The organism is Butyricicoccus porcorum (assembly GCF_002157465.1).
GTDB lineage: Bacteria > Bacillota > Clostridia > Oscillospirales > Butyricicoccaceae > Butyricicoccus_A > Butyricicoccus_A porcorum.
Genome location: NZ_NHOC01000005.1, coordinates 233,373 through 248,205, shown reverse-complemented (window position 1 = coordinate 248,205; position 14,833 = coordinate 233,373). Strand labels below are relative to the sequence as shown.

Sequence of the window (14,833 nt, the reverse complement as noted above, 5' to 3'; positions counted from 1 at the left end):
TTTGAAAGGAACGAATATATGAAAAAGATAGAAGGCGGCGTTTGCGCCGCAACGGGCTTCCGGGCAGCCGCACTACATTGCGGCGTCAAGACAGGCAGCCCACAGGAGAAAAATGATCTCGCGCTGATCGTCAGCGCATGCCCCGCGGCAACTGCGGCGACGTTCACCAACAACCGCGTCAAGGCAGCTCCGATTTATGTCTGCATGGAGCATCTGGAAAACGGTGTGGCACAGGCGATTGTCGCCAATTCCGGCAACGCGAATGCATGTGCGCCGGAGGGCATGGAAAATGCACGCCGCATGGCGGCAGCTGCGGCGAAGGTCACCGGCATTGAGGAAGACCGTGTACTCGTCGGCTCGACCGGCGTCATCGGCCAGCGCCTCAACATCGAAGCCATTGAGGGCAGCATGGAAGCACTCGCGGCGAAGCTGTCTGACAGCGCGGAGGCGTCCGTGGAGGCAAACCGAGCCATCATGACCACTGACCTTGTCGAGAAGACGGCTGCGGTTGAGTTTGACTGCGGCGGCAAGACCTGCCATATGGGCGGCATTGCCAAGGGCTCCGGCATGATTCATCCGAATATGGGCACCATGCTGTGCTTTGTCACGACGGACTGTGCCATCGACCCGTCGCTGCTGCGCACCGCGTTACAGGACGTTGTGGAACGCACGTTCAATCGCATTTCGGTCGACGGCGATACCTCGACCAACGATACCTGTGTCGTCATGGCAAACGGCATGGCGGGCAATCAGCTGATCGACTGGAAGGATGAGGCATATCATACGTTTTATGCCGCACTCGAGGAAGTCTGCCTGACGCTGGCGAAGAAGATGGCAGCGGACGGTGAGGGCGCGAGCAAGCTGATCTGCTGCACCGTCAAAAACTCCCGTGCGGAGGAATATGCGGAACGCCTGGCGAAGGCTGTCATCGCTTCCAGCCTGGTCAAGGCTGCCATGTTCGGCGAGGACGCAAACTGGGGCCGTGTGCTGTGCGCGATGGGCTATTCCAAGGCGCCGTTCCGCCCGGAATATGTCACCATCGGCTTTTCCAGCGCAGCAGGTGCGGTCACTGTCTGTGAGCACGGCGAAGGCCTTGATTTTGATGAAGATCTCGCAAAGAAGGTTCTGTCGGAGAAGGAAATTTCCATCGATATCGACATCCACGAGGGCGACGATCAGGCCACTGCATTCGGCTGTGATCTGACCTATGATTACGTCAGGATCAACGGCGATTACCGTACCTGAGTTCGGAGGAAATCACATGGCAGAAGAAATGGAAAACCAGCGCGCGCAGGTGCTGATTGAAGCACTGCCGCATATCCAGAAATATTATGGCAAAACCGTCGTTGTCAAGTACGGCGGCAACGCTATGATTAACGAAACGCTCAAGGATGCCGTTATTCATGACATTGTCCTGCTGAGTCTGGTCGGTGTCCGCGTCGTTGTCGTACACGGCGGCGGCCCGGAGATCAGCGGTATGCTCAAGAAAATCGGCAAGCAGTCTGAATTTGTCAACGGTCTGCGCTATACAGACCGTGAAACCATGGACATTGTCCAGATGGTGCTGTGCGGCAAGGTCAACAAAGATCTTGTATCGCTGCTCGGCAATGCGGGCGGCGCGGGCGTCGGCCTGAGCGGCATGGACGGCGGACTGTTCCAGGCTGTGCGCAAGATCGATGCCGATGGCACAGATTACGGCTATGTCGGCAACATTGTCAAGGTCAATCCGGAGCCGGTTGTCGATATGCTTGAGCACGGCTATATCCCGGTTGTCTCCACCGTTGCGCTCGGTGTGGATGACGACACCAACTACAACATCAATGCTGACCTTGCGGCTGCCAAGCTGGCAGTTGCCTTGCAGGCGGAAAAGCTCATCCTGCTGACCGATGTGCGCGGTCTGCTGATGGATCGCCACGATGAGAATACTCTGCTGCCGGAGGTCAAGGTCTCCGCTGTGCCCAAGCTCATCAAGGATGGCATTATTGCGGGCGGCATGATCCCGAAGGTCGACTGCTGTGTTGAAGCAGTGCGCGAGGGTGTCCGTCAGGCCAATATTCAGGACGGCCGCGTCGAGCATTCGATCCTGATCGAGCTGTTCAGCAATCAGGGTGTCGGCACGATGTTCTACTGATCCAAAAGAAAAAAGGGGAAAACAATCCAATGACATATCACGAGCTCAAGGAGCAGGAAAACCAGTATGTAATGAATACCTACGGCCGGTTTGACATTGCACTCGACCACGGCAACGGTGCACAGCTGTGGGATGTCGAGGGCAAGCGCTATATCGACCTGACCAGCGGCATCGGCGTGTGCTGCCTTGGCTATAACAATGAGAAAATCATCGATGCAATCACCACGCAGGCACATAAGCTGATGCATGTCTCCAACCTGTTCACCACCGAACCGATGGTACAGGCTGCAAAGACGCTGTGCACGCAGACCGGCATGAGCAAGGTGTTCTTTTCCAACTCCGGCGCGGAGTCCAATGAGGGCATGATTAAGCTCGCCCGCAAATATTCGTATGACAAATACGGCGAGGGACGCGCGGAAATCGTCACGCTGTACAATTCGTTCCATGGCCGCACGATTACAACGCTGAAGGCGACCGGACAGGACAAATTTCACCAGTATTTCTTCCCGTTTACCGAGGGCTTTGCATATGCAAATGCCAATGACATCGACTCGGTCAAGGCAGCGGTCAACGGTCACACCTGTGCCATTATGATGGAGCTGATTCAGGGCGAGGGCGGCGTGCTGCCGCTCGATCCGGACTTTGTTCATCAGGTCGAAGCACTGTGCCGTGAGAACGACCTGCTGCTGCTCATCGACGAGGTACAGACCGGCATCGGCCGCACCGGCTCGCTGTTCTGCTTCCAGCAGTACGGCATCAAGCCGGATGTCGTTTCGATGGCAAAGGGTCTTGGCGGCGGCGTACCGATCGGCGCGGTCATGGCGGCAGATACCTGCGATACGGTGCTCGGCCCGGGCACGCACGCGACGACCTTCGGCGGCACGCCGATGATCTGCGCCGCAGCCAATGCGGTGCTGTCCGAGGTCACGCAGCCGGAATTCCTGAAATCCGTCACGGAAAAGGGCGAATACCTCAAGGCAAAAATCCTCGGCTTCGGCTCGGACAAGGTAAAGGATGTCCGCGGCATGGGTCTGATGCTCGGCATCGTTGTCGACGCAGACGCGCGCGCAGCACTGGTTAAGGAAATCATGGATGCAGGTGTTCTTGTGCTGACTGCCGGAACCAATGCCATCCGCCTGCTGCCGCCGCTGTCGATTTCCTATGAGGAAATGGACGAGGCGCTGGCTGTCATGCAGAAGGTATTCTGCAAGTAAACACCGGATATACGAGAGGGCGCTGCTGCTTCTGTCACAGAAAGCTCCCTCTTCGGGGAGATTTTTGAAACAATACAGACAGGAGTGAACGCAGATGAAGAATCTTCTCAAGCTGCTCGACTGCTCGAAGGAGGATATCGTATCCATCCTTGACCTCGCCGACCAGCTCAAATACGAAAAAAAGCACAACATCCCGCACCGCCATCTGGAGGGAAAAAGCCTCGGCATGATCTTCCAGAAATCGTCGACGCGCACGCGCGTTTCGTTTGAGGCGGGCATGTATCAGCTGGGCGGACAGGCAATGTTCCTGTCCAATCGCGATTTGCAGATCGGACGCGGTGAGCCGGTGCAGGACACGGCGCGCGTGTTGTCGCGCTATCTGGACGGCATCATGATTCGCACCTTCGCGCAGAACGAAGCGGAATCGCTTGCGGAATACGGTTCCATCCCGGTCATCAACGGCATGACTGACTTTGCACATCCGTGTCAGGTGCTGGCAGATCTGATGACCGTGCGGGAGCACTTCGCACAGCTGGAAGGGCTGAAAATGGGCTTCATCGGTGACGGCTTTAACATGGCCAATTCGCTGATCGTCGGCTGCCTGAAAGCGGGCATGGATGTCAGCATTGCGACGCCGGAGGGGTATGAGCCGCATCCGGAGGTGCTGGCATTTACCGAGGCAGAAAAGGCAAAGGGTGCAAAGTTCCTGCTAACGCACGATGTACATCAGGCGGCGGAAAATGCGGATGTTCTGTTCACCGATGTCTGGGCGTCGATGGGACAGGAAGGGCAGGCTGCCCAGCGCCGCATTGATTTCGCCGGTTTCCAGATCAACCGTGACCTGCTTGCCTGCTGCAAGGAGGGCGTCATGGTACAGCACTGCATGCCGGCGCACCGCGGCGAGGAGATCACGGATGAGGTGCTGGAAGAACACGCAGATGAAATCTTTGAAGAATCGGAGAACCGTCTGCATGCACAGAAGGCGGTCATGGTCGCACTGATGGGGCACACAGGAGAATAAACTGACCGGTTTGGATGACAGAATCCCGGGACAGGCAGCAGCCGGCTCCGGGATTTTATATATAAAATTGCATGAATCTGAAAAGATACATAGATTTTCCTTTGTTCATGTGTTACAATGAAAACACCATATTTATGAAAAGAGGGATTCCATGAAGAAAAAATTGACAGCCTTCCTTCTGACGGCGGCAATGCTGTGCTCGCTGATGCCGATGGCAGCTGCAACCAGTGGACCGGATGATGATACGGCAGCGGGTGGTTCGGATATCACCGCTTTGCTGAACGAGGTTTCCGGCGAGGGATATACGTTTACGACGCGGGATCAGCTCCCGGAGGGAACGGAAATCATTGAGCCTGAAATTACAATTGGCACCGGCAACAAGATGTCTGAGCCGACACAGGAGATCGAGCCGACCGAACGCATCAAGACCTATTCTGCGGAGCTCCCGGAGCAGACCGAGCGTGCCGAAAAGGCAGAGTACACGACAACGAAGTTTTCTTCGTATGGCGCGCAGCTGTCGAACCTCGTGGTTCAGACCAGCAGCAAGACCTATGCCGTTGGCAAGGCGATGAAAAAGCTGTATGATGCCTACAGAGCGGATGTCCGCAAGGGCGCAAACAGCCAGTGTCTGAAGGACAACAGCGACAGCAATATGAAGAGATTTGCCGTGACGATCAATCTGAGCGGCATCAATTCGTCCAATTATGAAGATCTGATGGGAGACATGGAATGGCTCACGTATCTGAGTCTCGATTATGATACCCCGGAGATGTTCTATTCCAACGGATATATGGGCATCAGTGGCACCTACAGCAAAACTTCTGTGACGATCTATTTCCGCCCAATGTATTCGGCGGGCTTCACGACGAAGTCGGACCGCACCACGCTGAATACCCAGATGGAAAACAAGGTCAAGGAACTTGTCAATGCGGCGGCAGATTATCCGCGCGCATACGACAAGATGCAGTTCTTCCATGACTGGCTGTGCCAGAACAACAGCTACAACCATGATGCGGTTTCCAGCGACAATTATTCGACCAGCGTTTCCGGCGCACCGTGGTCGTGTGTCGGTGCCCTGCTCAGCAGCTCGAACAGCAGCGTGAAGGGTCCGGTCTGCGAGGGATATTCCCGCGCATTCCAGCTGCTCTGCCAGCGCGCAGGCATCACCGCGACTGTTGTAACCAGCGGCAGCGGCAACCATATGTGGAACAATCTTCGCTATGGCAAGTACTGGACCGGCGTTGACGTCACTTGGGACGACGGCAGCGAGAACAGCTACAATTACGATTACTTTTTCCAGAGAGTGAATAATATGTCCGGTCATGTGATGGATGACCAGAATTTTGTGGACTGGCTGGAATACCCGGAGCTGTCCGTTGTTTCCGACTGGAAGATCCTCCCGTTCTATGACGTTGCAGATGCCGCTTCCTCCAGCTCTGAGTTCTGGGGCAAGCCGTATATTCAGTACGTCTATGAGCAGAATTACATGTCCGGTCTGACCTGTGTCAACTTCGGAATCAATACGTCGCTGACACGTGCACAGTTTGCACAGATTCTGTACAGCATTGCCGGCAAGCCGGAGGTGACCTACATCAACCACTTCAGCGATGTCCCGGCAGGTCAGTGGTACACCAATGCGGTAGTGTGGGCGGACAGCAATGATATTGCGCACGGCGTTTCCGACACCCGTTTCGGCGTCAATGATGCCATTACCCGCGAACAGCTGGCACTGATGCTGTATAAGTACATGGGTGCACCGTATGTCGAAGAGGGTTACATCGATTCATTTGCCGATGCCGACGAAGTTTCGGATTGGGCACTCACCGCGATGAACTGGGCTGTCAGAGACGGCGTCATGAATGGCACCAATAAGAACGAATTGCAGCCGACCGGCAAGGCAACCCGCACCGCAACTGCGGTTATGATTTCCAAGGTTGCCTGACCGCTCAACCGGACGACAACAAATCAACCGATTCCATGCAAAAGCCCTTTCGGGAATTTTCCCGGAAGGGCTTTTTTCATACAATGCGTTACGGCATGTGTTGTATCGTGAGATTGCTGTTGTCAGTCCTGCATGAGCTGTTCCATCTCGTCGATCAGCTCGTCAAATAACTGGAGCGCTTCGTTGATCGGCTGAGCAGTCGCCATGTCGACACCTGCACCGCGCAGCAGCGTGATTGGGTCAGCGGAGCAGCCGCCGGACAGGAAGTTGATATAGTCTTTGACTGCCGGTTCGCCCTCTTTGAGGATACGGCGCGAGAGCGCGATGGCCGCAGAATAGCCGGTTGCATACTGATAGACATAGTAGTCATAGTAAAAATGCGGGATGCGCGCCCATTCCACATCGATTTCCGGATCAATCACAATGCCGTCGCCAAAATAGCGGCAGTTCAGCTCATGATACAGTTCGTTGAGCGAGGCCGCTGTCAGGCTTTCACCGCGTTCGTTGCGGCGGTTGATTTCCAGCTCAAATTCCGCAAACATTGTCTGACGGTATAGTGTTGTGCGGAACTGTTCGAGGAAGTAATTGATGAGATATGCGCGGCGGCGTTTGTCTGTTGTTGTCTTGAGCAGGTGCTGCATGAGCAGTGCTTCATTGCAGGTGGAAGCAACCTCTGCGACAAAAATCGAATAGTTGGAGTAGACCACCGGCTGGGTTCGGTTGGACAGATAGGAATGGATGGCATGCCCCATCTCATGTGCGAGCGTAAACATGCTGTCCAGTGTGCCCGAATAATTGAGCAGGACATATGGATGCACGCGCAGGCCGGCCGAATACGCACCGGAGCACTTGCCGACATTTTCATAGACATCAATCCAGCCGTTGTCATAGCCTTCCTTGAGGATGGCACGGTATGCATCGCCCATCGGCGCAAGCGCGTCATAGACGGTCTGCTTCGCCTCTTCATATGGAATGTTCACATCGACATCGGAGACAATCGGTGTGTACAGGTCATACATGTGCAGTTCATTCACACCGAGCAGCTTTTTGCGCAGCGCGACATACCGGTACATCGGCTGCATGTTCTGGTGTACGGCATCGATGAGGTTGTGATAGACTTCGACCGGGACATGGTTGCCGTCGAGCGATGCCTGTAATGTCGAGTCATATTTGCGCGCGTCAGCGTGGAATTTCAGCTGTTTGACCTGTGCGGTCAGGATTGCCGCTGCTGTATTGCGGAACGAGCTGTATACGCCATAAATCGATTCAAACGCAGACTTGCGCAGCACACGATCCTGACTGTGCATGAGGGGAATATAGGTGCCATGCGTGACGGGATGCGGTTTGCCCTCGCTGTCCACAGCGGGCGGGAACTTTAAGTCGGCATCCCCAAACATCGAGTAAATCGTGTCGGGGGACTGACTGATTTCACCTGCTGCCGCGAGCAGCTTTTCCTCTGCGTCGGACAGGATATGCGCGCGCTTTTCACGCACACGGGTCAGATACAGTCGATAGGTTTCCAGCCCGGGCTCATCGCGGTAAAACTGATCCAGAGTTTCATCCGGGATGGCAAGTAGTTCTGGCGTCTCAAACGAACCGGCGGCATCGACAGCAACCATGGCACTCATCGCCTGCGACGCCATGCCCTGATAGGTGGGGTTGGTGGTGTCCTCATCGCTCCGGCGCTGTGCGTAGCCATACAGACCATCGAACAGTACATTCATGTCATCGCCCAGTCTGAGAAATTCATACAGCGTGTGTGCGCTCTCGCCCAGCCTGCCCTTATAGGCGGCAATCTGCTGGGGGAAGGTGCGCGCCTTTTCCAGATCGGCAGTCCAGAGCTCATCCGTTGCGTAGACATCATGAATTGCCCAGGTGTATTTCGGGTCCGCTTCGCTGCGGACAGGGATTTTCTTTTCCATTTGACAGGCAGCCTCCTGTGTCATAAATTCAATATGCTATTAGTATACCACGGCAGGATACAGGAAAAAAGCAACACGATGTAAAAAATCCCGCAGTTTTGAACGGCCGCAGAAATTTTTTCGTGCCTGTACTGTGCAGGGAAAACAGCAACACAGATTCTTGCACCATACAAAGAATTAACATGAGCTTTACCGAAACATGGTAGAGAGTAGGGAAAAGGCGCGATAAACTAAGAATAGAAACGAAGTTGAACCAATCGGAACAACAGTGGGAGGAATCTACTTGAAAAGAAGAAGCAGGTGGGCCGCGGCGCTGGCGGTCTGCACCGTGCTCGGACTTGCCGGATGCGGCAGCGGTACGGCACAGAACAGTGAGCCGGTGGAAGGTCTGGATCAGCTGGGCGACATCCGGGTGATTGCCAGAGAGGACGGCTCGGGTACACGTGCTGCGTTTGCACAGCTTGTGGATTTTGAGGGCGATGCCGCAGATGCACAGCAATCGGATCAGACAAGAAAAGATGCACCGATTGCACAGGATACAGAGGAAGTGATCCAGGCCGTTGAGGACGATGCCGCCGCAATCGGATATATTTCCCGTGGCTCTATGTCAGGGGCATCCAAGGTAAAGGCACTGACCGTCAACGGCACTTCTGTGGATGCCAAAAGTTATCCACTCCGCCGTTCCTTTTATCTGACATATTGCGGCGGACTGAACGAGCTGGAAGAGGATTTCCTCACGTACATCCGCAGCGCAGGACAGGATATTGTGGGTAAATCCTATACGCAGGTTGCAAAGACCAATACATTCCTGTCCAATCAGGCGGAAGGTACGATCTCGATTGCCGGTTCTACTTCTGTTGCCCCGCTCATGCGTGAGCTGGCAGAAGCATATGAACAGATCAATCCCCATGCGGATATTACCATTACGGAGACCGATTCGACTGACGGCCTGACGCAGGCTATGTCGGGTCAATGCGATCTGGGTATGTCTTCGCGAGACCTGAAGGATTATGAACAGGAACTGCTGGACTATCAGGTGATTGCACAGGATGAAATTGCTGTCATTGTGAATGCAGAAAATCCGTTACAGGATATCGGGCTGGACACGCTCAGACAGATTTATACAGGAAAAATCAATGTATGGAATGAACTGAACTCATAACAAAAGGAGACAGAAATGAACGAAAAAGTAGAAATCATTTTCGGACTGCTGGGCGGACTTGCGATCTTCATTTTCGGCATGAACATGATGAGTGAATGTCTGCAAAAGGCCGCAGGCGAAAAGATGAAGAGTATTCTTGCCATGCTGACCAGAAATCCGGTCATGGGTGTGCTGGCCGGCGCGCTGACGACAGCAGTCCTTCAGAGCAGCAGTGCGACAACCGTCATGGCAATTGGCTTTGTCAGTGCAGGGCTGATGACGCTGCCACAGGCTATTTCTATTATCCTCGGCGCAAATATCGGTACAACAATGACCGCACAGCTGCTGGCATTTAAAATCAGCGATTATATCCTGGTTATCGTTTTTATCGGCTTTATTATCTCCTTTGTCAGCAAGTCAGAGAAGGTAAAAAACATCGGTCAGACTATTTTTGCCTTCGGTCTGCTGTTCCTCGGCATTGAGACCATGGGCGATGTCATGAAGCCGTTGGCTTCCAGCCCGATTTTCACCGACCTGATTGGCAGAGTAGCAGATATCCCGATTCTGGGCGTTGCTGTTGGTACACTGATGACTTTGGTCGTTCAGTCCAGCTCTGCAACGATTGCCGTATTGCAGAATTTTGCATCGCAGGCGGGGCCGGACGGTGTAACCAGCATCATCGGCCTGACCGGTGCAATCCCGATTCTGTTAGGTGACAACATCGGCACAACCATTACTGCGCTGCTCGCCAGCATCGGCCAGTCCAAGGACGCAAAGCGCACCGCACTGGCACATTGTACATTTAATATTTCCGGCTGCCTGCTCTTTATCTGGCTGATTAAACCGTTCGCCTATCTCATTCAGATGATCTCTCCAAAGGGCCCGGAGATTGAAGTGATTTCCCGTCAGATTGCGAACGCGCATACGGCATTTAACATCACAATGACCATTATCTGGATTCCACTGATCTGGCTGCTGGTTAAAATCGTCACCCGTATCATTCCGGATGGAAAGGATAAAGTACAGGATGCCGCTGCGCCGCGCTTCCTCGATCAGAAGCTGATTAACCAGCCGGCTGCCGCACTGCAAATGGTAGCCAGAGAATGCCTGCGGTGCAGTGATCTGGTAAAGGGTGTACTGGACGAGCTGACGAAATGTGTCCGTACAGAAAATGAAGAACAGTTGAATCACGTCTTTGAACAGACCGCCGTTGTGGAAAAGCTGGATGCAAAGATCAATGAGTATCTGGCAGATATGTTCTCTGCCGGTGTCCTGACAGAAGAACAGGCCACCCAAACCGCCGGACTGATGTATGTCCTCAGCGATGTCAGCCGTATCAGTTCCCTGTCTACCGATCTTGTACAGGCGCTGAAGGATGAACGGGAAAAGAATTACCAATATTCTGAAGACTTCACAAAGGATATCGAAAACAGCGTATCCATGATTCAGAACATGTATACCAATGTACTGGAGAGCCTGAAATTAAATGATCCGCAGTATGCAAACCGTGTGCGTGCAGAGAGAGGTACCGTGCTCGGTCTGGATATCAGTATGCGCAAGGCACATATGGATCGTGTCAGCAAGGGCGAATGTTCGGCAAGCCTCACTGCGCCGTTTAATGATATTATGCACTGTATCAACCGTATGGGTAACAGCTGTATGAACATTGCAGACGCAGTAGCGGGCGAGATGAATATTGAATACTTTATCCACGAGAAGGAGCCTGCCAAGGCATAACAGCCGTTGACACTTAAAAACGGATTAACACAGATTAAAACAGAAAGAACAAAGCCCGGACATAGTTTGTCCGGGTTTTGCAGTATCTGGAGGTAAACTGGAGGTAAAAATGAAGCATCCGAATCGTTGCAGATGGGTTATGATGGCAACCATTATTGCAGGAATCGCTCTCGCTGGGTTATCCGGCATAGTGTCTGGCGCGGAACCGATTCATCCGATGTTTGTACTCGGGGCGGTGCTTGCACTGGGCGGTGTTGTGTTTGGTGTCATTACAGTTCGCTGCCCGTTTTGCGGGCATTCACTGGATTTGCATGGCTTTGGAACCGAGTATTGTTCGTATTGCGGAGAAAAACTGGATTAAGCAGTACAGAGACAGAAGATAAAGCCAGAGCCCGGACGTGTTTGTCCGGGCTTTAGGTTCGCGCAGCAGCAGCGGATGTAAGTGTTACAGAAAAACAAAGCCAGAGCCCGGACGTGTTTGTCCGGGCTCTTGGGTTCGCGCGGGAGCGCGGGGAAAGGTTTTCTTTTGCTTTCTTTTCTTTTCCTCAAAAAGAAAAGAAAGTTAGAACTCACACTTCTTGGCGATGTAATCCTTGACCTCTGCAACAGGGATACGAACCTGCTCCATGGTGTCGCGGTCGCGGATAGTGACACAGCCGTCCGTTTCGGTCTCAAAGTCAACCGTGATGCACATCGGAGTGCCGATTTCATCCTCACGGCGATAGCGCTTGCCGATAGAACCAGCTTCATCATAATCAATATTAAAGGACTTTGCCAGCTCCTGATAGATCGGCATTGCCTGGTCATGCAGCTTCTTGGAAAGCGGCAGGACAGCAGCTTTGTACGGAGCCAGAGCCGGATGCAGGCGCAGGACAACACGAACATCATCATTGCCCTTCTTGTCCTGACCAACAACCTCTTCGTCATATGCATCACACAGGAATGCCAGTGCAACACGGTCAGCGCCGAGGGACGGCTCAATGACATATGGAATATACTTCGTATTGTCTTCCTGATCGAAATATTCCATCGAAACACCGGAGGTCTTCTGATGCTGGGTCAGGTCGAAGTCGGTGCGGTCAGCAATGCCCCACAGCTCGCCCCAGCCGAACGGGAACAGGAATTCAATATCAGTCGTTGCATTGGAATAATGCGACAGCTCTTCCTGCTCATGGTCGCGCAGGCGCATGTTTTCTTCCTTCATGCCGAGGGACAGGAGGAAGTTCTTGCAGGCATCCTTCCAGTATGCAAACCATTCCAGATCTGTGCCCGGCTTGCAGAAGAATTCCAGCTCCATCTGCTCGAACTCACGGGTACGGAACGTGAAGTTGCCCGGGGTGATTTCGTTACGGAAGGACTTGCCAACCTGGCCAACGCCAAACGGAATCTTGCGGCGGGTTGTACGCTGGATGTTCTGGAAATTGACAAAGATACCCTGCGCGGTTTCCGGACGCAGGAACAGCTCACTCTTTGCATTCTCCGTAACACCCTGGAAGGTCTTGAACATCAGATTGAACTGACGGATATCAGTAAAGTTATGTCCACCGCAGTCCGGGCAGGCAATGTTCTTTTCTTTGATGAAATCCATCATCTGCTGATTGCTCCAACCAGCCGGATTTACACCAGTGGCATCTTCAATCAGCTGGTCAGCACGGTGACGGGTATGGCAATCCTTACAATCCATCAGCGGATCAGAAAAGCCGCCGACATGACCGGAAGCAACCCAGGTCATCGGATTCATCAGAATCGCAGAATCCAGACCGACATTCCACGGGGACTCCTGAATAAACTTCTTTCTCCAGGCGTTTTTGACATTATTCTTGAACTCTACACCAAGCGGACCGTAATCCCAGGTGTTGGCAAGACCTCCGTAGATTTCGGAGCCGCTGTAGACAAAACCGCGTCCTTTGCACAGGGCAACAATTTTCTCCATCGTTTTTTCGGTGTTTTTCATGTTTTATTTCTCCTTCTGGCGCATATGGCTTATGCACGCGAAATTTAGTCAAAAAAACTTGACTATGCTCCTATTATAGCGTATACTAATTAAATGTCAAGACATTTGAAACTGTCCGGGAGACCGGAAAAACAGTGCCGGAAAACAGCAGAATATCATACATCCGGGTGTAGCGCAGATGGTAGCGCGCCTGCTTTGGGAGCAGGATGCCGCAGGTTCAAATCCTGTCACTCGGACCAAACAAGAAGTAACCCGTCTGATTGGGAAGTCAGGCAGGTTACTTCTTTTTCTTTACCGCAATTACCACGGGAATCATGCCGATTCGGATAGCGCCTGGAAACCTCGGAGGGTAAAGAAGTCTGCCCTTTGTCCGGAAATGAAAGGCGAGCGAACCGCCTACCACGTTTCGTACATCATTTTTTGGATAACGGCACATACTAAGCCGGGGTGATGGCATGATAAATTCCATATGGGCAGATACAGCTGCGCTTCCGCCGTTTGAATCGCTTGACGGCGACTGCAAAACCGATGTTTTGATTATCGGCGGCGGAATGGCGGGATTGTTGTGCACGTATTTGCTGAAACAGGCGGGCGTGGACTGTTTGCTCATTGAAGCAGACCGGATTTGCTGTGGTGTGACGAGAAATACAACGGCAAAGCTGACCGTACAGCACGGCCTGATCTATGACAAAATGCTCCGTCGATTTGGTTCGGAAAAAACCCGCATGTATCTGGAAGCGAATGAAGCAGCACTCGCACAGTACCGCAGGCTGTGCCAGACAATTGACTGTGATTTTGAGGAAAAAGATTCTTTTGTATATTCCATAGATCAGCCAAAAAAACTGGAGCAGGAGCTGGAAGCACTGCACCGCATCGGCTTTCGTGCGGAATATGCCGATCAGCTGCCGCTGCCGTTTGACACGGCGGGCGCAGTGCGCGTGCATGGTCAGGCACAGTTCCATCCGCTGAAGTTTGCCGCAGAGATTGCACGCGGTCTGCCGATTCGGGAACAAACTACAGCCCGTGCGTTTGACGGGCATACCGTTGTGACCAACCGGGGCGGGATTGCCGCGTCAAACATTATTGTAACGACACATTTTCCAATGCTGAATAAGCATGGTGCATATTTTCTCAAGCTGTATCAGCACCGTTCCTATGTACTGGGACTGGAACGAGCACCGGATGTGCATGGCATGTATGTGGATGAAGCGAAGGGTGGAATGTCCTTCCGCAATGCGGACGGGTTGTTGCTGCTTGGCGGCGGCGGACACCGTACCGGAAAACCGGGTGGCGGTTGGGCAGAGCTGGAACGGTTTGTACAAAAGCACTATCCGGATGCACAGGAACACTGCCGCTGGGTGGCACAGGACTGCATGTCGCTGGACGATATTCCTTATATTGGGCAATACAGCAGGACGACACCGGGGTTGTATGTGGCAACTGGCTTTCACAAATGGGGAATGACATCCTCTATGACTGCTGCCATGCTGCTGTGCGATATGGTACAGGGAAAGCAGTCGGATCATGCGCGGGTATTTTCTCCGTCACGAACCATGCTGCGCCCACAGTTGGTGAGCAATGCACTGGAAGCCACAGCCAACCTGCTGACTCTTTCCAAACCGCGTTGTCCGCATATGAGTTGTGCATTGAAATGGAATGCACAGGAACATTCATGGGATTGCCCGTGCCATGGATCACGCTTTGCGGAGGACGGAACTTTGCTGGACAATCCCGCGACAGGAAATTTGAAAACACAGGCAAAAAAATAGCG

General features: G+C 53.1%; 11 protein-coding genes and 1 tRNA gene. 10 read left to right on the top strand and 2 right to left on the bottom strand.

Translation table 11 applies throughout. The features are described 5' to 3' along the window. Positions 1 to 18 precede the first annotated feature (18 nt). The 5 genes from argJ (at position 19) to CBW42_RS06960 (ending at position 6,308) form a co-directional block, all read left to right on the top strand. Positions 19 to 1,245 (top strand): bifunctional glutamate N-acetyltransferase/amino-acid acetyltransferase ArgJ, encoded by a 1,227-nt coding sequence (gene argJ / locus CBW42_RS06980; protein WP_087019109.1) that lies wholly within the window; start codon positions 19 to 21, stop codon positions 1,243 to 1,245. Between the two features lie 16 nt (positions 1,246 to 1,261). Beyond that, positions 1,262 to 2,131, top strand: a complete 870-nt coding sequence (gene argB / locus CBW42_RS06975; protein ID WP_242969822.1) for an acetylglutamate kinase — start codon at positions 1,262 to 1,264, stop codon at positions 2,129 to 2,131. Positions 2,132 to 2,160: 29 nt separating this feature from the next. Further along, positions 2,161 to 3,345, top strand: a complete 1,185-nt coding sequence (locus CBW42_RS06970; RefSeq protein WP_087019107.1) for an aspartate aminotransferase family protein — start codon at positions 2,161 to 2,163, stop codon at positions 3,343 to 3,345. Positions 3,346 to 3,439: 94 nt separating this feature from the next. Then, positions 3,440 to 4,366: an ornithine carbamoyltransferase gene (argF, locus tag CBW42_RS06965; RefSeq protein WP_087019105.1), complete on the top strand. Its 927-nt coding sequence runs from the start codon at positions 3,440 to 3,442 to the stop codon at positions 4,364 to 4,366. 151 nt (positions 4,367 to 4,517) lie between these two features. Beyond that, on the top strand, positions 4,518 to 6,308 hold the full coding sequence (locus CBW42_RS06960; protein WP_087019103.1) for an S-layer homology domain-containing protein: 1,791 nt from the start codon (positions 4,518 to 4,520) through the stop codon (positions 6,306 to 6,308). A 122-nt stretch (positions 6,309 to 6,430) separates the two neighbouring features. On the opposite strand, the gene pepF is transcribed toward CBW42_RS06960, so the two are convergent. Continuing rightward, a complete protein-coding gene (pepF, locus tag CBW42_RS06955; protein WP_087019102.1) occupies positions 6,431 to 8,230 on the bottom strand; it encodes an oligoendopeptidase F in 1,800 nt (599 codons plus the stop codon). 283 nt (positions 8,231 to 8,513) lie between these two features. Here pepF and CBW42_RS06950 point away from each other — a divergent pair, with 283 nt between their 5' ends. From CBW42_RS06950 to CBW42_RS06940, 3 genes are all read left to right on the top strand, one after another. Then, complete coding sequence (locus CBW42_RS06950) at positions 8,514 to 9,392, top strand: substrate-binding domain-containing protein (protein ID WP_242969821.1); 879 nt, start codon at positions 8,514 to 8,516, stop codon at positions 9,390 to 9,392. Positions 9,393 to 9,407: 15 nt separating this feature from the next. Beyond that, complete coding sequence (locus CBW42_RS06945) at positions 9,408 to 11,108, top strand: Na/Pi cotransporter family protein (protein ID WP_087019100.1); 1,701 nt, start codon at positions 9,408 to 9,410, stop codon at positions 11,106 to 11,108. Positions 11,109 to 11,217: 109 nt separating this feature from the next. Further along, positions 11,218 to 11,469 (top strand): hypothetical protein, encoded by a 252-nt coding sequence (locus tag CBW42_RS06940; protein ID WP_087019098.1) that lies wholly within the window; start codon positions 11,218 to 11,220, stop codon positions 11,467 to 11,469. A gap of 201 nt (positions 11,470 to 11,670) precedes the next feature. Here CBW42_RS06940 and CBW42_RS06935 read toward each other — a convergent pair whose 3' ends face one another. Further along, the gene (locus CBW42_RS06935; RefSeq protein ID WP_087019096.1) at positions 11,671 to 13,062 is read right to left on the bottom strand and encodes a glycine--tRNA ligase; all 1,392 of its coding nucleotides are present in this window, start codon (positions 13,060 to 13,062) and stop codon (positions 11,671 to 11,673) included. Between the two features lie 163 nt (positions 13,063 to 13,225). On the opposite strand from CBW42_RS06935, the gene CBW42_RS06930 reads away from it, so the two are divergent. Beyond that, positions 13,226 to 13,301, top strand: a tRNA-Pro gene (locus CBW42_RS06930). Between the two features lie 216 nt (positions 13,302 to 13,517). Further along, the gene (locus tag CBW42_RS06925; RefSeq protein WP_087019094.1) at positions 13,518 to 14,831 is read left to right on the top strand and encodes an FAD-dependent oxidoreductase; all 1,314 of its coding nucleotides are present in this window, start codon (positions 13,518 to 13,520) and stop codon (positions 14,829 to 14,831) included. The last annotated feature ends 2 nt before the right edge of the window (positions 14,832 to 14,833 follow it).